This window comes from Oxalicibacterium solurbis (assembly GCF_014635845.1).
In the GTDB taxonomy this organism is placed as follows: Bacteria; Pseudomonadota; Gammaproteobacteria; order Burkholderiales; family Burkholderiaceae_D; genus Oxalicibacterium; species Oxalicibacterium solurbis.
The window spans coordinates 510802-531216 of sequence record NZ_BMDP01000003.1 but is presented as its reverse complement, the minus strand read 5'-3'; the positions used below and the strand labels follow the sequence as shown (position 1 = coordinate 531216).

22 protein-coding genes are annotated in these 20415 nt (G+C 60.3%); 7 read left to right on the top strand and 15 right to left on the bottom strand.

From position 1 onward, the window contains the following. Positions 1-7: 7 nt before the first annotated feature. From bioB to IEV40_RS12445, 5 genes are read right to left on the bottom strand one after another with little or no spacing between them, the layout of a single operon-like run. Positions 8-1036: a biotin synthase BioB gene (gene bioB / locus IEV40_RS12465; protein ID WP_188422149.1), complete on the bottom strand. Its 1029-nt coding sequence runs from the start codon at positions 1034-1036 to the stop codon at positions 8-10. A 25-nt stretch (positions 1037-1061) separates the two neighbouring features. After that, a complete protein-coding gene (gene bioD / locus IEV40_RS12460; RefSeq protein WP_188422147.1) occupies positions 1062-1775 on the bottom strand; it encodes a dethiobiotin synthase in 714 nt (237 codons plus the stop codon). Next, on the bottom strand, positions 1772-2956 hold the full coding sequence (gene bioF, locus IEV40_RS12455; protein WP_188422146.1) for an 8-amino-7-oxononanoate synthase: 1185 nt from the start codon (positions 2954-2956) through the stop codon (positions 1772-1774). Before bioF ends, bioD begins: the two co-directional genes overlap by 4 nt. Then, positions 2953-4305, bottom strand: coding sequence for an adenosylmethionine--8-amino-7-oxononanoate transaminase (gene bioA / locus IEV40_RS12450; protein ID WP_188422144.1), 1353 nt, complete (start codon positions 4303-4305; stop codon positions 2953-2955). The genes bioF and bioA overlap by 4 nt, the downstream gene beginning before the upstream one ends. Positions 4306-4341: 36 nt before the next feature. Next, positions 4342-4731: a YchJ family protein gene (locus IEV40_RS12445; RefSeq protein WP_188422142.1), complete on the bottom strand. Its 390-nt coding sequence runs from the start codon at positions 4729-4731 to the stop codon at positions 4342-4344. Positions 4732-4873: 142 nt separating this feature from the next. Here IEV40_RS12445 and IEV40_RS12440 point away from each other — a divergent pair, with 142 nt between their 5' ends. Both IEV40_RS12440 and IEV40_RS12435 read left to right on the top strand, forming a co-directional pair. Beyond that, positions 4874-5941 (top strand): MBL fold metallo-hydrolase, encoded by a 1068-nt coding sequence (locus IEV40_RS12440; RefSeq protein ID WP_188422140.1) that lies wholly within the window; start codon positions 4874-4876, stop codon positions 5939-5941. A gap of 17 nt (positions 5942-5958) precedes the next feature. Beyond that, positions 5959-6720, top strand: coding sequence for a hypothetical protein (locus tag IEV40_RS12435; protein ID WP_188422138.1), 762 nt, complete (start codon positions 5959-5961; stop codon positions 6718-6720). A gap of 6 nt (positions 6721-6726) precedes the next feature. On the opposite strand, the gene IEV40_RS12430 is transcribed toward IEV40_RS12435, so the two are convergent. From IEV40_RS12430 to argS, 5 genes are all read right to left on the bottom strand, one after another. Then, the gene (locus IEV40_RS12430) at positions 6727-8043 is read right to left on the bottom strand and encodes a TRZ/ATZ family hydrolase (RefSeq protein WP_188422135.1); all 1317 of its coding nucleotides are present in this window, start codon (positions 8041-8043) and stop codon (positions 6727-6729) included. Between the two features lie 18 nt (positions 8044-8061). After that, positions 8062-8856 (bottom strand): SDR family oxidoreductase, encoded by a 795-nt coding sequence (locus IEV40_RS12425; RefSeq protein ID WP_229724097.1) that lies wholly within the window; start codon positions 8854-8856, stop codon positions 8062-8064. Between the two features lie 81 nt (positions 8857-8937). Further along, the gene (locus IEV40_RS12420) at positions 8938-9606 is read right to left on the bottom strand and encodes a thiol:disulfide interchange protein DsbA/DsbL (protein WP_188422133.1); all 669 of its coding nucleotides are present in this window, start codon (positions 9604-9606) and stop codon (positions 8938-8940) included. A 47-nt stretch (positions 9607-9653) separates the two neighbouring features. Beyond that, on the bottom strand, positions 9654-10226 hold the full coding sequence (locus IEV40_RS12415) for an SPOR domain-containing protein (protein WP_188422131.1): 573 nt from the start codon (positions 10224-10226) through the stop codon (positions 9654-9656). Between the two features lie 12 nt (positions 10227-10238). Next, complete coding sequence (gene argS, locus IEV40_RS12410; RefSeq protein WP_188422129.1) at positions 10239-11975, bottom strand: arginine--tRNA ligase; 1737 nt, start codon at positions 11973-11975, stop codon at positions 10239-10241. A 300-nt stretch (positions 11976-12275) separates the two neighbouring features. On the opposite strand from argS, the gene IEV40_RS12405 reads away from it, so the two are divergent. Continuing rightward, entirely contained in the window at positions 12276-13037 is a 762-nt protein-coding gene (locus IEV40_RS12405) for a TerC family protein (protein ID WP_188422127.1), read from the top strand. A gap of 58 nt (positions 13038-13095) precedes the next feature. On the opposite strand, the gene IEV40_RS12400 is transcribed toward IEV40_RS12405, so the two are convergent. The 3 genes from IEV40_RS12400 to IEV40_RS12390 all read right to left on the bottom strand — a co-directional run bounded on the left by IEV40_RS12400 (position 13096) and on the right by IEV40_RS12390 (position 14510). Then, positions 13096-13503, bottom strand: coding sequence for a gamma-glutamylcyclotransferase family protein (locus IEV40_RS12400; protein WP_188422126.1), 408 nt, complete (start codon positions 13501-13503; stop codon positions 13096-13098). Position 13504: 1 nt separating this feature from the next. Beyond that, positions 13505-14074, bottom strand: coding sequence for a DUF2062 domain-containing protein (locus IEV40_RS12395; protein WP_188422123.1), 570 nt, complete (start codon positions 14072-14074; stop codon positions 13505-13507). A 142-nt stretch (positions 14075-14216) separates the two neighbouring features. Then, a complete protein-coding gene (locus IEV40_RS12390; protein ID WP_188422121.1) occupies positions 14217-14510 on the bottom strand; it encodes a hypothetical protein in 294 nt (97 codons plus the stop codon). Positions 14511-14611: 101 nt separating this feature from the next. Here IEV40_RS12390 and IEV40_RS12385 point away from each other — a divergent pair, with 101 nt between their 5' ends. Beyond that, positions 14612-14827, top strand: coding sequence for a DUF3717 domain-containing protein (locus IEV40_RS12385; protein WP_188422119.1), 216 nt, complete (start codon positions 14612-14614; stop codon positions 14825-14827). 47 nt (positions 14828-14874) lie between these two features. Here the strand turns inward: IEV40_RS12385 and IEV40_RS12380 are convergent, their stop codons facing one another. Beyond that, on the bottom strand, positions 14875-16359 hold the full coding sequence (locus IEV40_RS12380; protein WP_188422117.1) for a B12-binding domain-containing radical SAM protein: 1485 nt from the start codon (positions 16357-16359) through the stop codon (positions 14875-14877). A gap of 158 nt (positions 16360-16517) precedes the next feature. Here IEV40_RS12380 and IEV40_RS12375 point away from each other — a divergent pair, with 158 nt between their 5' ends. Genes IEV40_RS12375 through corA form a run of 3 tightly spaced genes read left to right on the top strand, consistent with a single transcriptional unit; the run spans position 16518 to position 18657 of the window. Beyond that, the gene (locus IEV40_RS12375; protein ID WP_229724096.1) at positions 16518-17288 is read left to right on the top strand and encodes a M15 family metallopeptidase; all 771 of its coding nucleotides are present in this window, start codon (positions 16518-16520) and stop codon (positions 17286-17288) included. A gap of 13 nt (positions 17289-17301) precedes the next feature. After that, on the top strand, positions 17302-17652 hold the full coding sequence (locus tag IEV40_RS12370; RefSeq protein WP_188422115.1) for a VOC family protein: 351 nt from the start codon (positions 17302-17304) through the stop codon (positions 17650-17652). A 39-nt stretch (positions 17653-17691) separates the two neighbouring features. Next, positions 17692-18657: a magnesium/cobalt transporter CorA gene (gene corA, locus IEV40_RS12365; RefSeq protein ID WP_188422113.1), complete on the top strand. Its 966-nt coding sequence runs from the start codon at positions 17692-17694 to the stop codon at positions 18655-18657. Positions 18658-18694: 37 nt separating this feature from the next. Here the strand turns inward: corA and IEV40_RS12360 are convergent, their stop codons facing one another. Then, positions 18695-20317 carry an NAD(P)/FAD-dependent oxidoreductase gene (locus IEV40_RS12360; RefSeq protein ID WP_188422111.1) on the bottom strand — a complete coding sequence of 541 codons (1623 nt, stop codon included), beginning with the start codon at positions 20315-20317 and terminating at the stop codon, positions 18695-18697. Between the last annotated feature and the right edge of the window lie 98 nt (positions 20318-20415).

The following is a 20415-nucleotide window of genomic DNA, read 5'->3' as shown; positions in this document are numbered from 1 at the left end:
ACGTCGATTACGACGACGTCACTTCGCAACGCGCATCGATCGCATTGTTGCGCGAATGCATGCCAAGCTTTTTCAGCAGAACCTGATCGGCATCGGCTTCCGGATTACCGGTCGTCAGCAGCTTGTCGCCGTAGAAGATCGAGTTCGCGCCGGCCAGGAAGCACAGCGCCTGAATTGCCTCGCCCATTTCGCGGCGGCCGGCCGACAGACGCACGCGCGCCTTCGGCATCGTGATGCGCGCGACCGCGACGGTACGCACGAATTCCAGCGGATCGATCGGTTCGGTGCCGTGCAGCGGCGTACCTTCGACCTGCACCAGATTGTTGACCGGCACCGATTCCGGATACGGATCCATATTGCACAGCTGCGCCATCAGGCCGGCGCGCTGCAGGCGCGACTCACCCATGCCGACGATGCCGCCGCAGCAGACCTTGATGCCGACGCCACGCACGCGCTCCAGCGTATCCAGACGGTTCTGGTAATCGCGCGTCGAGATGATGTTCGAATAGAACTCGGGAGCGGTATCGAGATTGTGGTTGTAGTAATCGAGGCCGGCGTCCTTCAGTTTTTCCGCCTGGCCTTCGCCCAGCATGCCGAGCGTGGCGCAGGTCTCAAGACCGAGCGCCTTCACTTCGCGCACCATTTCTTCGACTTTTTCCAGATCGCGATCCTTCGGTTCGCGCCACGCCGCGCCCATGCAGAAACGCGTCGCGCCGTGCGACTTCGCTTCGCGTGCGGCGGCCAGCACTTCGTCCAGCGGCAGAATCTTCTGCGCGGTCACGCCGGTGTCGTAGCGCGCAGCCTGCGGACAGTAGCCGCAGTCTTCCGGGCAGCCGCCGGTCTTGATCGACAGCAGCGTCGCCAGTTCGACTTCGTTCGCATCGAAGTTTTCGCGATGCACGAGTTGCGCGCGATAAAGCAGGTCGTTGAACGGCAGATTGAACAGCGCGAGCACGTCCTCGACCGGCCACTTGGTCGGAACGATGGGTGCGACCGGCGCGGCAGGCGCCTGGAACGTGATGGGTTGCGACGACATAAAAACTCCTGACTAAAAATTCCACTCAACGCTTGCCGGGCCATCCCGGCAGGCTTGAAAAATCCAGATAATCGGCGGCGGCCGACGGCAACGGCGCCGCCAGTCGCGGCACACAGCCGAGCAACGGTGCCGGCAAACGTCGCACCAATGCCTCGACATTGTCTTCCGCATACGTCATGCCGGCATCGACGGTATTGGCGACCCAGCCGGCCAGCGTCAAGCCACGCGCAGCGATCGCTTCGGCCGTCAGCAATGCATGGTTGATGCAGCCCAGCCGCAGGCCGACCACCATTATGACCGGCAAACCGAGTTGCCGGGCCAGATCTGCGGTATCGGCGTCATCGTTCAGCGGCACGCAAAAGCCGCCGACGCCTTCGACCACGATGGCATCGGCCTGCGCCGCGACTTTCTCGTAGGTACGCACGATGTGCGCCAGATCGATGGTCACGCCTTCCTGCTTCGCCACGATATGCGGCGCAGCTGGCGCGCGCAGCAGGTAAGGCACCGTCGATTCCATTGGCAAATCGACATTGGATGCCTGCCGCAGCTGATCGGCGTCGTCATTGTGCCAGACCTCGACGCCGGATTCCTTGACCGGCGTCGCCCCGGCCGCTACCGGCTTCATCGCGGCGGTACGCGCGCCGGTCTGCACCAGCGCATGGATCAGCGCGGAGGAAATCAGCGTCTTGCCGATTTCCGTATCGGTGCCGGTGACGAAACAGCGGAAGGCAGCGCTCATGCATTCTCCAGTGACAAGATGGCGGCAGACAAGTGGGAAACATCTTCCTTGCGATGCGCGGCAGACAACGTCACGCGCAAGCGCGCCGTGCCGGCCGGCACCGTCGGCGGACGAATCGCCGGCACCCAGTAGCCGGCATCGTACAGCGCGGCGGCGGCACGCAAGGCTTCATCGTTGCCGCCGATCACGACCGGCTGGATTGCCGTGGCGGACGGCAGCAATTGCCAATTCCGCAAGACCGTTTCCTTGCAGAACTGTTCGATCAGCATGCGCAACTTTGCGCGCCGGGCATTGCCTTCGTCGCCGGCGACGATATCGATGGCAGTCAGCAAGGCATGCGCGACAGCCGGCGACGATGCCGTCGTGTAGATATAAGGGCGCGCGCGCTGCACCAGCCATTCGATCACGCTGGCATGCGCGGCCACGAAAGCACCGGCCACACCGGCCGCCTTGCCCAGCGTGCCCATATAAACGATGTTCGGCGATTTCAACTGCAGGTGTTCGAGCACGCCGCGGCCATGTTCGCCGAGCACGCCGAAGCCGTGCGCATCGTCGACGATCAGCCACGCGCCATGCTGCTCGCACAAGGCAGTCAATTCATTCAGTGGCGCCAGATTGCCATCCATGCTGAATACGCTGTCAGTGACGACCAGTTTGGTCTCGGCCTTGCTTGCCTGCAGCAGCGCCGCCAGTTGGGCGACATCGCCGTGCGGATAAACCTGCACCTTGGCACGCGACAGCCGTGCGCCATCGATCAGCGACGCGTGGTTCAGGCTTTCGGAAAACAGTTCGGCATCGGTGCCGCCGAGCGCGCCCAGCATCGCCAGGTTCGCCATGTAGCCGGTGCAGAAATACAAGGCGCGCGCATTGTCGATCTGCGGCGAGACGAATTCGGCCAGGCGCTCTTCCAGCACCGCATGCGCGCGCGAATGTCCGCTGATCAGGTGCGATGCGCCGCTGCCGGCGCCGTAGCGCAACGCGCCTTCGCGCAAGGCCTCGACGATGTGCGGATGCGCCGCCAGGCCCAGGTAATCGTTGCTGCAAAAGGCCAGCATGTCACGGCCGTCGACGCGTATCTGCGCATCGCACGGCGAATCTGTCACGCGCAGTTTGCGCCGCAGCGCCTGCGCGTCGAGTTCGCGCAGCTGCTGTTCCAGTCCGGCGATCAGGTCGCGGCTCATGTGCGCATCACCTTGTCGAACACGGTCTGCACTGACGATGCCAGACGCGCGATCTCATCGTCGTTCAGGATGTACGGCGGCATCAGGTAGACGGTCTTGCCGATCGGTCGCAGCAGCAGTTCATGTTCAAGCGCGGCAGAGAAGAAGCGACGCGAGAATGTTGCAGCCTGTTGTGCATCGTCGATCACCGCATCAAATGCGAAGATCATGCCGCAACGGCGGAAATGCGCCACACGCACATCGTCGCGCAACGGCTGCAATGCTTTTTCGATGCGATCGCCGCGCTTGCGGTTTTCTGCAATGACATTGTCGTCGTCGAAAATCTGCAGCGTCGCCAGTGCGGCGCGGCAGGCCAGAGGATTGCCGGTGTACGAATGCGAATGCAGGAAACCGCGCGTGACGTCGGCATCATAGAAGGCGCGATAGATATCGTCGCGCGTCATCACCAGCGACAACGGCAGATAGCCGCCGCTGATGCCTTTCGACAGGCACAGGAAATCCGGCCAGATTCCTGCTTGTTCGCAGGCGAAGAAAGTACCGGTGCGGCCGCAGCCGACCGCGATCTCGTCGGCGATCAGGTGCACGCCATGGCGATCGCACAGCGCGCGCGCTTCTTTCAAATAAAGCGGATCGTACATCGCCATGCCGGTCGCACATTGCACCAGCGGTTCGACGATGACGGCGGCGATCTTGTCGGCGCGTTGTTCGAACAGCGCTTCCAGTTCCTTCGCGGCTCGCCGGGCGACGTCGGCCGCGCTTTCGCCATCCTGCGCATCGCGCGCATCGGGATTGGCGATCACATGCGCGCGCTGTAGCATTGGGCCGTAAGCTTCACGGAACAGCGAGACGTCGGTGACGGCCAGCGCGCCGACCGTCTCGCCGTGGTAGCTGCCTTTCAGGCAGACGAATTCCTGCTTGTCGGTCTGGCCCAGATTGCGCCATGCGTGGAAGCTCATCTTCAGCGCGATCTCGACCGCCGATGCGCCGTCCGACGCATAGGAGCAATGGCCGAGCACACCGCCGGTCAGCGCGGACAGTCGCTCCGACAGTTCGACCACCGGCTCGTGCGTGAAGCCGGCCAGCATCGCATGCTCCAGCTTGTCCAGCTGATCCTTCAGCGCCGCGTTGATGCGCGGATTCGCATGGCCGAACAGGTTGACCCACCACGAACTGATCGCATCCAGATAACGCCTGCCCTGCGTATCGATCAGCCACGCGCCTTCGCCGCGCGCGACCGGAATCAGCGGCACCGTCTCGTGATGCTGCATCTGCGTGCACGGATGCCAGACGCTGCGCAGACTGCGCGCGATCAAATCGTCATGAGGGGAAATTTCGCTCTTTGCGTTCACTGCCTTTGCTCCTGCCGCTGCGCCCCGCGCAACAGCTTATTCGGGAAAAACGCCGTCGACGTAAAACCAGCGGCCATCCTCGCGCACGAAGCGGCTGACTTCATGCAGGCGATGCGCGCGGCCACCAACCTTGGAACGTGCAACGAATTCCACCGTTGCCTCGTCACCATTCGCGGCACACTTCTTCACATCCAGGCCCAGCCACTTGATCGCGGCATCGTGCGTCAATTCATCCGGCGACGGACGCGTGCTCGCATGCCAGGTCGCCTGCACATAATCGGTCAGCCCCAGCACGTAGGCGCTGTACCGCGAACGCATCAGCTTCTCTGCCGTCGGCGCGGCCACACCATCGTGAAACGGCTGGCAGCATTGCGCGTAATCGGCGCTGCCACATGGGCAATTTGTCGCCGGCTGTTTCTTCGTCATCCGCTTTCCATTCATCGGCACCGCCACTGCCTCGTTCCTCGCAAAGGCGCGGCGGACAAGCGTTTACAATGGCGGCGTATTCCGGCGGCTATTGTATCGCGCGACGGAATACGCGTCCTTCCGTCAGCCGAGAAAACCCCCGATGAATCCGCTCGAATCCCAGCTCGATTACCCGTTCGGCGATGCCCTGCCCGAAACCGGCACCGTCCTCGATGTCGCACCCGGCATCAAATGGCTGCGCATGGGCCTGCCGTTTGCACTCAACCACATCAACCTGTGGCTGCTGGAAGACGAACGCGAAACCGATGCCGGCATGCAGCGTGGCTGGGCAGCCATCGATTGCGGCGTCGCCAACGACGCCACGCGCGCGGCATGGGAACAAATCTTCGCCACGCAACTGAACGGCCTGCCGATCCTGCGCGTCATCGCCACGCACTGCCACCCCGATCACGTCGGCCTCGCCGACTGGATCTGCCAGCGCTGGCATGCGCCGCTGTGGATGACGACCGGCGAATACGGATTCGCCCGCATGATGTCCGCCGGCTTGCCGGGCGCGGACGGTACGTCGAATTTTCCGTTCTTCAGGCAGCACGGCCTCGTCGATCCCGCGATGGTCGCGGAACTGGAAGGCCGCCGCAGTTACTACCCGACGATGGTGCCGAGCATGCCGACGTCCTATGTGCGGATTCACGACGAACAGGTGTTCCGCATCGGCAAACACGACTGGCGCATCATCACCGGCTTCGGCCATTCACCGGAACATGCGGCGCTTTATTGCGAAGAATTAAACGTGCTGATTTCCGGCGACATGGTGCTGCCGCGCATCTCGACCAATGTGTCGGTGTTTGCCATCGAACCGGAATCGAATCCGGTGCAGCAGTTTCTGGATTCGCTGACCAAGTTCAAGGACTTACCGGTCGATACCTTGACGTTGCCATCGCACGGCAAACCGTTTCGCGGTTTGCATACCCGCATCACGCAACTACGCGATCATCATGCTGCGCGACTGGAAGAAGTGCTGGAAGCGTGTGCAACGCCGAAGTCAGCGGCGGATATTGTGCCGATCATGTTCAAGCGGCAGCTGGATGCACATCAGTTGACGTTTGCGATGGGCGAGGCGCTGGCGCATTTGAACAAACTGTGGATTGACGAAATGTTAGAGCGAATTAATTACAACGATAAAGTAGTTAGGTTCAAAACCATCAATTGAATATTTATCACTAGGCCATGAATACCGAAGTTAATCTAGAAGCAATCGAAACTTCAAAGAATTCTCCCCTGAATTTTGGTGAATCTTTGATTAAATTCACAAGCATGATCGCTGGAATATCCGCGGCATGTCTTTATCTTGGTTGGGCTTTCAGTCGCAGCTATTTCAGTTATTTTGGAGCCGCGTGGATTACTCGTCTTTTAAGCCCCATTGATTTGATTAAAGATGGTTCGCCTATAATTATTGCGTTCATATGCGCGTCTTTTATTTGCTGGCAAATGATGGTGAGCCCGAAAAAAACGACCTTCTATCAAACAGCATCTTTAGCTTCTTTGGTGGCTTCGCAAGCCCTGTACTGGCTACCGTCATTCGTACATTTAAGCGACAAATTAGCAAAAATTTTTCTTCATTTCTCAAACCTTTTTATGGCTATTGCCGTAATGTTTACTGTATGCGAGTTAATTATTGCGCGACAAAATAATAATGCGAAATGGGGATTCAACGAAATTGCGATTTCCACATCTATTTTTGCATTTGGAATAATTAATACGCCAGCTGCATTTGGTTCTGCAAGTGCAAAAGGTGACCGAAACTTAGAAGATTTCCCGATAGTCAGAATTCAAGAATCAACATTCTCTACACAATGGCGACTATTCACCATAACAGACAAAGGTGCAGTGCTTATTAATTTAGATCCACTGACCGACAGATATTTTTTCAAGGTTGTCGAGACAACTCAATTATCACAAGTAAGTGCTACTAAAGAAATTAGAGATTGAGCCTAATCAGCATGCATGAATCTTTTTCTTCCAATGCCCTACCTTATTTCTAATTTCATGTGCATCAATCGTCTTCAATATGCGATCTTCAAACAAACATTTCCCATCCACCCAAACATGCGTCACTCGATGCCCCACCGACGCATACACCAGATGTGACTCCGGTTTATAAACCGGTTGCAAATCGAGATCGCCAAGCGACACCGCCGCAATGTCGGCACGCTTGCCGACTTCCAAACTCCCCACCAGCTTGTCGATGCCGAGCGCCTTTGCGCCGTTCAGCGTTGCCATGCGCAGTGCGGCGTGTGCGTCGAGCGCAGCGGCGTTGCCGCTGACTGTCTTTGCCAGCAGCGCCGCCATTTTCATTTCGCCGAACATGTCGAGATCGTTGTTGCTGGCCGCACCATCCGTGCCGAGCGCGACGTTGATGCCGGCCTGTTGCAGGCGATCGACCGGGCAGAAACCGCTGGCGAGTTTGAGGTTGGATTCCGGGCAGTGAATGACGTGCGCGCCGCTTTGCTGCAGCAGGGCGATGTCGCTGTCGTCGATTTGCGTCATGTGCACGCATTGCGTGTGCGACGTCAGCAGGCCGAGGTTCTTCACGCGCTGGATCGGGCGCATGCCGTGCTGGCGCATCGACTCTTCGACTTCGCTTGCGGTTTCATGCAGATGAATCTGCATCGTCATGTTCCGTTGCTGCGCCAGCATCGCGACTTTCTCAAGCCAGCGATCCGATACGGTGTACGGCGCGTGCGGGCCGAAGCCGACGCTGACGAGCGGATGCGAACGCATCTTTTCTTCCAGCGCCAAACCCTTGGCGAGATAGTCTTCCGGCCCGCTGCCCCATGCGGTCAGAAAATCGAGAATCGGAAACGACACCTGGCAACGCATCTGCGCCGCTTCCGCCGCTTGCGCGATTTCTTCGGAGAAGAAATACATGTCGGAGAAACAGGTGGTTCCGCTGCGGATCATCTCGGCAATCGCCAGCTCGGTGCCGTCGCGCACGAAATCGGCACTGACCCATTTCTTCTCGGCCGGCCAGATGTGGTTGTTGAGCCAGTCGTCCAGCGGCTTGTCGTCGGCGTAGCCGCGCAACAGCGTCATCGCGGCATGACCATGCGCGTTGACGAGGCCGGGCAACAGCACATGTTCGTCCAGGCGCACCGTGCAATTGGCACGATAGCGTTCATCCGCTTCCTGTTGCGGCAGCAACGCGACAATCGCGCCCTGATCGACGGCGAGAGCGTAATGCTCATACACCTGTCCTGCCGGGACAATCGGGATGATCCAGCGTGCATGGATAAGAAGATCGACGGTGGTCATGATTGGCCGATAAAAGTTCTAATGAGGATCGCGCGTCTTGCGCGGCGCGTTGACGAATGCGCGGTCGTACAGCCAGTTGGGCAGCATACGCAGCAGTTTCGCCACGATGCCCATCTGCCACGGAATCACGCGATAGCTGGCACCATCGGCAATCGCCGCAACCGCCTGCTCCGCGAATTTTTCCGGGGGCATCAGGAACGGCATCGCGTAATCGTTCACCTGCGTCATCGGCGTATCGATGTAGCCCGGCGCGATCGTGACGACCTTGATGCCGCTCTTCTTCAGCTCCACACGCAGCGATTCGCAATAGCTGATGACGGCGGCCTTCGATGCACTGTACGCACCGCCACCCGGCAGGCCGCGAATACCGGCGACGCTGGCGATGCCAACCAGCCGCATGCCGGATTGCCCAGCCTGCGCCTGCCGCTGCATCGTTGCGATAAAAGGAGAAAAGGTCGCAACCGTCGCCATGACGTTGATATCGAACACCCTGCGCAGCACGGCGATATCTTCTGCATATTCGGTCAGCATGCCGCGCGAGACGCCAGCGCTGGCAACGACGATATCGATTCCTTGCGCGGCAGCGATGAAATCGGCGGCAGCCGCCGCGAGCGCATCGCTGTCGGTGACGTCCACCGCATAGGTGCGATGCCGCTCCGGATTCGGCAGTGAGGCGATCAGTTCCTGCAGCAGCTCGCCGCGACGTGCGAGCAGGCCCAGCATCGCGCCCTGTTGTGCATAGCGCTGCGCCAGCGCCATGCCGAGGCCGCTGGATGCGCCGGTGATGAAAACACGCTGCATGCCGGTATTCATGAATGCTCCAAAAGAAAAGTCCGCACTCTTGCGAGATGCGGACTCGTCATCATGCTGCCGGAACAGGCGACAGCAATGATCTTATTTCTTGCCTGCAGCCGATTTGGTGACGAGGAAATCCAGTACCTGCGTCGTGGCATCGAACAATACCGACTCCGGACGGTTGCCCAGGCCGGCGCCGACGATCGATGGCGAGGTCAGGTAACGGCCGTCGACCGCGATCGTCGGCACGCCATCGATCTGATAATCGTTCTGCAACTGTGCCGCCTGGCGCACCTTGGCCTGCACACCGAAGGAGTTGTAGGTGTCGTTGAAGTTCTTCATGTCCACGCCTTGCTTGGCGATGAAATCGGCGATCTGCTTGTCGGTGTCCAGATGCTGACGTTCGGTGTGGATCGCGCGGAACACCTTCGCATGCAGCGAGTCGACCAGGCCCATCGCTTCCAGTGTGTAGTACAACTTCTGCTGCGGGATGAAGGACTCGCGGAAAATCACCGGCACGCGCTTGAAATTGATCTTGTCGGCATTCTTCTTCACCCAGGCTTCCAGCGTCGGCTCCAGCGCATTGCAGTGCGGGCATGAATACCAGAAGAATTCGGTGACATCGACCTTCTTGCCGGCGGAAGTGGCCTGCGCCTTTTCCAGCGTGCGGTAATCGGTGCCGTTGACCGGGGACGACGGCGATGCGCCTGCCGCGGCGGCGAACAGGCTGAGACTTGCGATGGCCAGCAGTTTTTGAAGCAGACGCATGATTTCCCTTTCAGTGATTTGCGTTACTTGTTGCCTTATTCTTCACTTCACTTGCCGATGCGCACCACCGCGACATCGACGCCGTTATCGGACAGCTTGCCGCGCACGCGGTTCATCGTTTCCATCTGGTTGAACGGACCGATCCGCACGCGATACAGCGTGCCGTTGTCGGCCTGACGTTCGGAAACACTGGCCTCGAATCCGAGCAGCGCCAGCTTGGCTTTCATGCTTTCCGCATCGGGCTTGCCGCGGAAAGCGCCGGCCTGCAGGTAGTACACCCATTTGTTGTCGTCGTCGACTGCCGGTGCGCTGCTGCTCCGGGACGGTGCAGGCTTGATCGTGTTTTCGATGACGGTCGGCGCCGGTGCGGTCTGGGCAGGTGCCGGCTGCGGCTGGGCCTGATCCGGCACGGCAGCTTTTTTGCCGTACAGCGGCTTGTTCGGATCGGCGACCTCGCCGGCCGGCTGCGTGATGCGTTCGGAATGGCCGAACTTGTTGGTGAACGGCAGCGGCGTCTTGGAAATCATCATCGCCACCCCGACCGCAATGCCGAGACCGATGATCAGGCCGATGATGAGACCGGCCAGCGTACCGCCACCCTGTTTTTTTCGTTTCGTCATGAATATTTCCTGTTACATGCGGACCGGCGATGACACGCCGATCAGGGCCAGACCGTTGCGCAGCACCTGGCGCGTGGCGACCAGCAGTGCAATGCGCGCCATCTTCAATGCTTCATCGTCGACCAGCACGCGTTCCGCATTGTAGTAGCTGTGCAGTTCGCCTGCCAGATCGCGCAGATAGAACGCCACATGGTGCGGGCCGAGCTCCTCCAGCGCCTTTTGCAGCATCTCCGGATATTCGGCCAGCTTGGCCAGCAATGCGGCTTCGCGCGGCGACGTCAGCAACGACAGATCGAGATTGGACAACGCAGTTTCATCGATGTTCATCTGTGCCTGATTCAGCACCGAGCAGATGCGTGCATGCGCGTACTGTACGTAGTACACCGGATTTTCATCGGATTGCGCCAGCGCCAGATCGACGTCGAATACGAACTGGGTATCGGCCTTGCGCGAAATCAGGAAAAAACGCACCGCGTCGCGGCCACGCGTCACATCGCGTTCTTGCCCTTCCGGGGTTTCACCGGTCGACCATTCGATCAGATCGCGCAACGTCACATAGGAGCCGGCGCGCTTGGAAATCTTCACTTCCTCGCCGTTCTTCATCACGGTGACCATCTTGTGCAGCACGTAATCCGGATAGCCTTCCGGGATGCCGATGTTCAGCGCCTGCAGACCGGCGCGCACGCGCGCGATGGTGCCGTGATGGTCGCTGCCCTGCACGTTGATCGCTTTCTTGAAGCCGCGCTGCCACTTGACCGTGTGATAGGCAACGTCCGGCACAAAGTAAGTGAACGTGCCGTCCGACTTCTTCATCACGCGATCCTTGTCGTCGCGATAGTCGGTGGTGCGCAGCCACAGCGCGCCTTCCTGTTCGTAGGTCTTGCCGGCCTTGACCAGCGCATCGACGGTGGAAAGCACCTTGCCGTCCTTGTACAGCGACGATTCGAGGAAGTAATTGTCGAATTTGACGCCGAAGGCTTGCAGGTCCAGATCCTGTTCGCGGCGCAGGTAGGCGACGGCGAAAGCGCGGATCGATTCGATATCGTCGACGTTGCCGCTGCCGGTGACCGGTTCGCCGTCGCTGGCGGCAACGGTCTTCCTGGCGAGGAAATCGTCGGCGATATCCTGGATGTAGTCGCCGTTGTAGGCCGATTCGGGCCAGCCGTCCACGCCCGGCTTCAGGCCGCGTGCGCGCGCCTGCACCGATGTCGCCAGCGTGGCGATCTGCACGCCGGCGTCGTTGTAATAGAACTCGCGCGTGACCGCGTAGCCCTGCGACTGGTATAGCGACGACAATGCGTCGCCCAGCGCGCCCTGGCGGCCGTGGCCGACGTGCAGCGGACCGGTCGGATTGGCCGACACGAATTCGATGATGACCGGCTCGTTGCCGCCGGCGTCGCTTTGGCCGTAGGCCGCGCCCTGCTCCAGCACCGTCTTCACGACGGCCTGGCGCGATGCGTCGGTCAGGCGCAGGTTGATGAAGCCGGGGCCGGCGATCTCGGCCGAAGCAACCAGTTCCTTCGCTGCCGGATTCGCCAGCAGCGCATCGACCAGCGCCTGCGCAACTTCGCGCGGATTTTTCTTCAGCGGCTTGGCGATCTGCATCGCCAGGTTGCAGGCGACATCGCCATGCGACGGATCGCGCGGACGTTCCAGCACGATATTCGGAGAAAGTTCGGTGCCGGCCACCAGGGGGGCGACGGCTGCCTGAAAGAATTCGGTGATGCGTTGTCTTTGCGCTGCAAGCATGGGATGTGCGCGCCGCAACGGCGCGGATCAAAAGGAGTGAAATCGGTAGCCGGCATTATACCGTTGAGGGGGCGTTGAGAGGGCATCGACAGCATGAGCGCCAGCGCATCTGCCCTATTCTCGTCGTCGGTCTTAACAGAAATCAAACGCGGCATTGGCGCAATCGGTTTAAGCTGCTAATGTTCATTTACCATGCCGCCTCATGCATGGCCGCCGTCGGTTTTAACCACTACAACATCGCGAGTCCGACGCTGCGCCGATGAACGCCTCGTCCTCATCGCGAATACAACGGAGACTGCCATGCTCGAACTCTTGACCGACCCGCATGCCTGGATGGCGCTGATCACCCTGACCGCCCTGGAACTGGTGCTCGGCATCGACAACATCATTTTCATTTCCATCCTGGTGGACAAGCTGCCTGAGGAGCGGCGCGAATTTGCGCGCAAGCTGGGCCTGTTCATCGCAATGTTCATGCGCATCGGCTTGCTGATGGTATTGGCGTGGCTGGTCGGACTGGTCGAGCCGCTGTTCACCATTCTCGGCCAGGACTTTTCCGGACGCGACCTGATCCTGATCGCCGGCGGCCTGTTCCTGATCTGGAAGAGCACGGCCGAAATCCATCAGTCGCTGGAAGGCGAGGAAGGCCATACGTCGAGCGCGGTGAAAGCGACTTTCACCGCCGTGATCCTGCAGATCATGGTGATCGACATGGTGTTTTCGCTGGATTCCATCATCACCGCAGTCGGCATGGTCGATCACATCGAAATCATGGTGGCGGCCGTCATCCTGTCGGTCGGCATGATGATGATGTTTGCCAACCCGATCGGCCGCTTCGTCTCCAACCATCCGACGATCAAGATCCTGGCGCTGGCCTTCCTGGTCGCAATCGGCGTAGTACTGATCGCCGACGGCTTCGGTCATCACATTCCGAAAGGCTATATCTACACAGCGATGGGCTTCGCGCTGGTGGTGGAACTGATCAATATCCGCATGCGTGCGAAGACGGCGCGGCCGGTGCATTTGCACACGCCATACGCCGATACAAAACACGAGAAAAAGTAAGGTAGAACGGGGAAGGAACGAAGGCCGGGCATTGCCCGGCCTTCGTTTTATTTAGACGTCAGGCAGGCGTTTCGCCTGTGCCCCCGCAATGGGCTGCGATGAAATGCGTCATGCGGAAATGCTGCCGCTCCCACGCTTCGCCGGACAGGCGATGACCTGCCAAAAACAGATAAGTGTCGGCAGCCACCATCTGCATGTCGGCTGCCGTTCGTACCATCACGCTTTCGCGCCGGTATTCACTGCCTTCGAAATCATCCAGCACCGCAAGCTCGGCCTCGCTTACGTCCAGATACAACACGCCTTCCACCGATGCGCCCGGACGATGCACCACACCGGGATAGAGCTCACCGCGCACCGCATGGCGTGCATACCCTTCGAGCACGGCCGGCAGCGCACGATGGCTGCCGCGCACGACACGCCGCCAGACCGCCGGGAACATCAGCGAACCGTAAGTAAAAACGTGCATGTCAATGCGTTGCCCGGCGCTGCTGGCGTTTGCGCCAGCGCAAGCGCGCCTGAAGGTGCCAGATGACGTTGACCAGCACATATCCGGCAAGTGCCGCGGCCACTGCGATCACGGCGAGGCCGGCCATCAGTTGCGGGCCGACGCTTTGCACCCAGTCGATCATGTTGGAAAACCAGCTGCCGACCTCGGCCTGCTGATTGGCGACCTTGTCGATCATGCCGGGGTTCAGCGCCCCCGGCTGTTCGTCATCGTCGCCGATCATCATGTGACCGAGCCGATAGGCGGCGTAATACAGCGGCGGCACCGTGAACGGATTGGTGGCGAAGGTCGCAAATGCGGCAACCGGCAGATTGACGCGCACCAGCAGCGCGCCGATTGCGCCGAACAGGATTTGCGCAAACGGAATCAGGATGCCGACGAACAGCCCGACGGCCAGGCCGCCCGCTACGCCGCGGCGATTGAACTGCCAGAGAAAATGGTGATGCAGATAGCCGCTGAACGGTTTCAGGAAGCGGTTTTCCTGGATGCTCTGCGACGTCGGCATATGCTTGAAAAACCGGCTGCGACGCATGGAAACTCGGCTCCTGATTGCAGAATGCTACGACGACAAAAACATGCCGGATGGCATGCCCGAAAAATTATGACATGCAAACCGCGCATGAATTCACGACTATTCGCGGACGACGCGCGATTGTGTGCGATTGTTTCAAATGCTAACGATCTTTTCCGTGCAGTTGCCTTCTTGCTACCGCCACGATGATCCACGTCAATGCGAAAGAGGCAATCGTTCCGGTCACCAACATGGCGGCGCCGGTCTGGTAACGCACCGCCATCACGGCGTTGAACAGCAACGCAATCAGATAAGGCGCGGCCTTGCCGGCAAATACCGCAGCCGTCAGACGCTTGCCGACTGCCGGCTTTGCGACCTGATGCGCTGCAATCAATACGGCGATGCCGTAGACCGCCAGCCACATGATGGCGCCGACGATAACCAATCCGACAAGCATTTTTCTTCCCCTTCCCGTTTGCCTTCTTTACTTCTTTATTCTTCCCGGCAACATATCGTCACCGGTTTTACCCTGCCAGTCGCGCCGCGTACAATGGCCCGATGGATATTACGCTGCCCGAACTCGAAGACGCGATCAATTACTGGCGCACCGCACGCCCGTCCACCGGCGAAGAACGCGCGCTGTCGCCGGAAGTCGACAATCTGGCCGAACTGTATGCGCTGATGATTTTCCACGGCAGCAAGGCGGTGCCGCTGGAATCCGCGCCATCGACCTGCCGTCAGCTGATCGAGGCATGGCGCCGGCAAGCCGCCTGATTACATCACATCCATATTTCCCAATACACCCGCCTGCTCGTGGCCGGCTACGCCGCCATGTGCCGCGCCTGCCGCTGCGGCAATGCTTGCTTCTGTACCGGCGCCTTCTTCAGGTTCGCCTGCCCCGCATAATCGCTGCGAACGACCGCGGCAGCAGCTTCCGCATCCATTCCCTCTTCTGCCAGCCACTGCGCCACCAGCGCGGCCAATTTCTCCAGCGCGATGCGATGCGTGGCGTCGGTACGCGCGAACAGCCATTGCGACAGGCGCATGAAACGGGCGAACGGCGTCGCGCCGAGAATCAGCGGCAGCGTATGCGCAAAGCGACCTGAGTTGGCGACCAGATCCCAATAGCGCGCGAAACGCACCAGTTCCTGCATCTCGGCAAAGGTGATGCGGTCGGTCGACAGGATCGCATACGGCGGATGCGGATCGAACACCAGGCCGTACGCTTCGGTATGGCGGATGATCGGGGTGCCGCGCAGCCGCTTCAGGATGCCGAACTGGATTTCATGCGGCCCCAGTTCCACCAGCCGGTCGAAACCGCGCGCAAAGCTTGCAATGTCCTCGCCCGGCAGACCGGCAATCAAATCGACGTGCAGATGCGCATGCGAATGTTCATGCAGCCAGCGGATGTTGTCCGCGGCCTTGTCGTTGTTCTGCTTGCGGCTGACCAGCGCCTGCACGTCGGGATTGAAGCTCTGGATGCCGATCTCGAATTGCAGCGTACCGGGCGGAAATTGTTTGATGCTGTCCTTCAGCGCATCGGGCAGATGATCGGGCACCACTTCGAAGTGCGCATAGACCGGATCGTCTGGATGCGCGGCCAGCTTGTCGAGAAAGAACTGCATGATCTTCAGGCTGGTCTTCACGTTCAGGTTGAACGTACGGTCGACGAACTTGAACAGCCGCGCACCGCGCGCATGCAGCGTTTCCAGTTCGCCCAGAAAACGGTCGAGATCGAATGGCCATGCCGTCTTGTCCAGCGACGACAAACAGAATTCGCATTTGAATGGGCAGCCGCGCGACGCTTCGACGTACAGCGTGCGATGCGCGATGTCTTCGTCGCTGTACAGCGCGTACGGCAAGGCGATGTCTTCCAGCGGAGGCTGCACGCCGGCGTGTATCTTCATCAGCGGCTTCGGCCCGTGCAGGATATTCCGGCACAACTGCGGAAACGTCACATCGCCCCAGCCGGTGACCGTGTAATCGGCCAGGCGCACGATTTCCTGGCCTTCGGTTTCGTACGACACTTCCGGCCCGCCCAGCACGATCGTCACATTCGGCGCAACACGCTTGAGCAGGGCAACGACCTTGACCGTTTCCTCGACGTTCCAGATATAGACGCCGAAACCGACGATGCGCGGCTGATGTTCCAGCACACGCTCGACGATGTCGACCGCACGCGTGCCGATGACGAATTCGTGGATTTTCGTCTGCGCCTGCAATTCGCCCATGTTCGCCAGCAGATAACGCAAACCGAGCGAGGCGTGCGTGTAGCGGGCATTCAGCGTGGACAGCAGGATGGTCATCGGGTGAAACCGGCAGGATGTGAAACCGCCATTCTACGCTGCACCGCTCGCGCGCCAGGATTGATATGGTGTATGGTGCTGCGGCAATATCATCACGTTCTCCAGCCACGCAAGAAGGCATGTCCATGTTCCTGCTCCGATTTACGCCCCGATTCCTTTTGCTGCTTTTCTGCCTGTCGACCACTCTGCCGGCAACGGCCGGCGATGCAACCACCGCAAGCATTGCCCAACCCGATGCGGCAAGCTGTACGGCAATGCGGGCCGCCGGCGTGCTGCGCGCGCATTCGCCGGCACCCTGCGAACGGTTGCGTCGTGTGCATTTTTCCTATGTGGATTTCGACGGCCGCCGACACAATGACGGCGAAATCATCGTGCTGGATGCAGCCGCGCCGCATGTCCGGGCGATCTTCGACGCCTTGCTGCAGCGGCGCTTTCCGCTGGCGCATGCACGCGCGATGATGCATTACCGCGGCGATGACGAAGCGGCGATGCGCGACAACAATACGTCCGCCTTCAACGATCGCGCCATTACCGGCGGCAGCGCGCCTTCGCTGCATGCCTACGGCCTGGCGATCGACATCAACCCGGTGCAGAACCCCTATGTCGAGATAGCCGGCGACGGCAATGCGCGCTTCCATCCGGCAGCCGGTGGCCGTTACGCCAATCGCGCTGCTACGCGGCCGGGCAAACCCGCGCGCGCCGGCATGGCGGAAGAAGTCGTCGAACTTTTCGCGCAGCATGGTTTCACAACATGGGGAGGCGACTGGGATGCGCCTATCGACTACCAGCATTTTCAGGTCAGCCGCACGCTCGCGCAAAAACTGGCGGCATTGCCGCCCGAGCAGGCGCGCGCCGCCTTCGATGCGCACGTAACCGCTTACCGGCATTGCCGGAAAGGCGGCGGCACGCGTGCAGCATGCGCCAAGTGAAGGAGCGACAGCCATGAAAGTCAAACGCATCGTCCATAACATCGCCGCGACGCATATCGAACCGGCGCGGCGTTTTTATCAAGACGCGCTGGGCATGGATCTGCTGATGGATCACGGCTGGATTGCCACCTACGGCAGCGATGAACCTGCTCCGCTGCAGGTCAGCATCGCCACCGAAGGCGGCAACGGCACACCGGTGCCCGCGCTGTCCATCGAAGTCGACGATCTGGACGCAGCGCTCGCGCGCATGCAGAATGCCGGCTTCGCCATCGAATACGGGCCGGCCGACGAAACGTGGGGCGTACGGCGCTTCTATGTTCGCGATCCTTTTGGTACGCTGGTCAACATCCTTGCGCATACCTGACGCCGCACTATTACAACATCATCGGCCGGAGAACATCCTATGCTCATCAACTGCGTCGCCTATCAGGAAGGCAGAAAACTGGCCGATATCACGGTCGACCAGATCAGCGACTACCTGCTGCATCCGAAATGCTTCGTCTGGGTTGCACTGATGGATGCCGATCCGGCCGAACTGGCTCAGATGCAGAAGGAATTCAATCTGCACGACCTGGCCGTCGAGGATGCGCGCAACGGCCACCAGCGGCCGAAGATCGAGGAATACGGCGATTCGCTGTTTGCCGTCGTCAAGACGGCCGAGATGACGGACGAAGGCCTGCACATCGGCGAACTGGACATCTTCGTCGGCAAGAACTACGTGCTGTCGGTACGTAACCGCAGCCGCCACAGCTTTCTCGGCGTGCGCGCGCGCTGCGAGCAGGAGCCGCATCAATTGCGCAAGGGTTCCGCTTTCGTCCTCTACGCGCTGATGGATGCCGTGGTGGATCGCTATTTCCCCATCGTCGAAACGCTGGAAACCGAACTGGAAACCATCGAGGGCAAGATCTTCGAACAGGGTTCGCAGCGCGCCAACATCGAGCGGCTGTACGAACTGAAGCGCGAGGTAGTGATGATGAAGCACGTCGTCGCACCGTTGATGGATGCGGTGGGCCGGCTGTACGGCGGGCGCGTGCCGACCATCTGCGAAGACACGCGCGACTATTTCCGCGACATCGGCGATCACCTGTACCGCATCAACACGCTGATCGATGCGATCCGCGACACGATCACCACGGCAATCCAGGTCAACCTGTCGATGGTCGCGATCGAAGAGAGCGAAGTGAACAAGCGGCTGGCCGCCTGGGCCGCCATCTTCGCGGTGGCTACCGCTTTCTTCGGACTGTGGGGCATGAACTTCAAGTTCATGCCGGAACTGGACTGGAAGTACGGCTATCCGGCCGCCATCGTGCTGGTGGGCGGCGTCTGCAGCTATCTGTATTACCGCTTCAAGCGATCCGGCTGGTTGTAGTTGCCTGTAATTTTTCTTGGCCGGCCGGCGCTTCTTTTCAGGTTGCGCCGCGCTTGCCTGTTTCCAGCATGCTGAGCGCCACGGCTTCCGCCACCCGAATGCCATCGATCGCCGCCGACATGATGCCGCCCGCATAACCGGCGCCTTCGCCGGCCGGATACAGTCCCTGCGTGTTGATGCTCTGCAGCGTCCTGTCGTCGCGCTTGATGCGGATCGGCGACGAGGTGCGCGTTTCGATGCCGGTCAGCACCGCATCGTGCATCGAGAAACCCTTGATCTGCCTGTCGAACGCCGTCAACGCTTCGCGGATCGCATCGATCGCGTACGACGGCAATGACGGATTCAGGTCGCCCAGCGTCACGCCCGGCTTGTACGACGGCTGCACGGTGCCGAATTGCGTGGACGGTTTGTTCGCGATGAAATCGCCGACCAGCTGGCCCGGCGCATTGTAGTTACCGCCGCCGAGCTCGAAAGCCTTCGCTTCCCACTGCTGCTGGAATTCCATGCCAGCCAATGGATGGCCGGGATAATCGTCCGGCGTGATGCCGACGACGATGCCGGCATTCGCATTGCGCTCGTTGCGCGAATACTGGCTCATGCCGTTGGTGACGACGCGCCCCGGCTCCGAGGTCGCCGCCACCACGGTACCGCCCGGACACATGCAGAAGCTGTAGACGCCGCGGCCGTTGCTGGCGTGATGCACCAGCTTGTAGTCGGCCGCACCGAGAATCGGGTGGCCGGCACTGGAGCCGAAGCGGCAGGCGTCGATCAGCGATTGCGGATGCTCGATACGGAAACCCATCGAGAACGGTTTCGCCTCGACGTAGATGCCACGCGCGTGCAGCATGCGGAAGGTGTCGCGCGCGCTGTGGCCGATCGCCAGCACGACATGATCGGTGACGAGTTCGCTGCCGTCGGCCAGCTTCAACCCGGCCACGCAGCCGTCGTCGAGCACGATATCGTCGACCTTGCTTTCGAAACGGAATTCGCCGCCCAGACGTTCGATCTCGGCACGCATCAGCTCCACCATCTTCACCAGGCGGAAGGTGCCGATGTGCGGCTTGCTGACGTACATGATCTCCGGCGGCGCATCGGCCTTGACGAATTCGGTCAGCACCTTGCGGCCGTAGAATTTCGGGTCCTTGACCTGCGTCCACAGCTTGCCGTCGGAGAAGGTACCGGCGCCGCCTTCGCCGAACTGCACGTTCGATTCGGGATTCAGTTCACGCTTGCGCCACAGGCCCCAGGTATCTTTCGTGCGTTCGCGCACAACCTTGCCGCGCTCAAGGATGATCGGGCGAAAACCCATCTGCGCCAGGATCAGCGCAGCGAAGATGCCGCAGGGGCCGAAACCGACGACCACCGGCCGCGACGCCAATTCGGCCGGTGCCTGCGCGACGAACTTGTAATCGGTATCGGGAGCAACGGAAACCTGGCGATCGCCCTTCGCGCTTTTCAGCACGCGCGCTTCGTCGCGCACTTCCACATCCAGCGTATAGACCAGCGAGATCGCGCTCTTCTTGCGGGCATCGTAGCCGCGGCGGAAGATCGTGTGCGCGATCAGATCGCCACGCGCGATGCCGAGACGTGCAACGATAGCCGCGACGAGTGCGTCTTCGGTGTGATCGAGAGGGAGTTGAACATCGGTCAATCGCAGCATGCTTGTTTTCCAGCCGACCCCATCAACACGCTTCTGCCGCCAGGGTCGTATCGGTCGACAGGGGCGCCATTTTACTCCAGCGCACTCCACGCATTCCG

What these genes read in the sequence shown, in the direction of transcription:
- bioD (WP_188422147.1), bottom strand. Translation starts at nt 1,775, where the DNA reads ATGAGCGCTGCCTTCCGCTGTTTCGTCACCGGCACCGATACGGAAATC.
- IEV40_RS12385 (WP_188422119.1), top strand. Translation starts at nt 14,612, where the DNA reads ATGGATATTACGCTGCCCGAACTCGAAGACGCGATCAATTACTGGCGC.
- IEV40_RS12425 (WP_229724097.1), bottom strand. Translation starts at nt 8,856, where the DNA reads ATGAATACCGGCATGCAGCGTGTTTTCATCACCGGCGCATCCAGCGGC.
- IEV40_RS12415 (WP_188422131.1), bottom strand. Translation starts at nt 10,226, where the DNA reads ATGACGAAACGAAAAAAACAGGGTGGCGGTACGCTGGCCGGTCTCATC.
- IEV40_RS12445 (WP_188422142.1), bottom strand. Translation starts at nt 4,731, where the DNA reads ATGACGAAGAAACAGCCGGCGACAAATTGCCCATGTGGCAGCGCCGAT.
- argS (WP_188422129.1), bottom strand. Translation starts at nt 11,975, where the DNA reads ATGCTTGCAGCGCAAAGACAACGCATCACCGAATTCTTTCAGGCAGCC.
- corA (WP_188422113.1), top strand. Translation starts at nt 17,692, where the DNA reads ATGCTCATCAACTGCGTCGCCTATCAGGAAGGCAGAAAACTGGCCGAT.
- IEV40_RS12440 (WP_188422140.1), top strand. Translation starts at nt 4,874, where the DNA reads ATGAATCCGCTCGAATCCCAGCTCGATTACCCGTTCGGCGATGCCCTG.
- bioF (WP_188422146.1), bottom strand. Translation starts at nt 2,956, where the DNA reads ATGAGCCGCGACCTGATCGCCGGACTGGAACAGCAGCTGCGCGAACTC.
- IEV40_RS12435 (WP_188422138.1), top strand. Translation starts at nt 5,959, where the DNA reads ATGAATACCGAAGTTAATCTAGAAGCAATCGAAACTTCAAAGAATTCT.
- IEV40_RS12360 (WP_188422111.1), bottom strand. Translation starts at nt 20,317, where the DNA reads ATGCTGCGATTGACCGATGTTCAACTCCCTCTCGATCACACCGAAGAC.
- IEV40_RS12420 (WP_188422133.1), bottom strand. Translation starts at nt 9,606, where the DNA reads ATGCGTCTGCTTCAAAAACTGCTGGCCATCGCAAGTCTCAGCCTGTTC.
- IEV40_RS12430 (WP_188422135.1), bottom strand. Translation starts at nt 8,043, where the DNA reads ATGACCACCGTCGATCTTCTTATCCATGCACGCTGGATCATCCCGATT.
- IEV40_RS12390 (WP_188422121.1), bottom strand. Translation starts at nt 14,510, where the DNA reads ATGCTTGTCGGATTGGTTATCGTCGGCGCCATCATGTGGCTGGCGGTC.
- IEV40_RS12370 (WP_188422115.1), top strand. Translation starts at nt 17,302, where the DNA reads ATGAAAGTCAAACGCATCGTCCATAACATCGCCGCGACGCATATCGAA.
- IEV40_RS12380 (WP_188422117.1), bottom strand. Translation starts at nt 16,359, where the DNA reads ATGACCATCCTGCTGTCCACGCTGAATGCCCGCTACACGCACGCCTCG.
- IEV40_RS12395 (WP_188422123.1), bottom strand. Translation starts at nt 14,074, where the DNA reads ATGCGTCGCAGCCGGTTTTTCAAGCATATGCCGACGTCGCAGAGCATC.
- bioB (WP_188422149.1), bottom strand. Translation starts at nt 1,036, where the DNA reads ATGTCGTCGCAACCCATCACGTTCCAGGCGCCTGCCGCGCCGGTCGCA.
- IEV40_RS12400 (WP_188422126.1), bottom strand. Translation starts at nt 13,503, where the DNA reads ATGCACGTTTTTACTTACGGTTCGCTGATGTTCCCGGCGGTCTGGCGG.
- IEV40_RS12405 (WP_188422127.1), top strand. Translation starts at nt 12,276, where the DNA reads ATGCTCGAACTCTTGACCGACCCGCATGCCTGGATGGCGCTGATCACC.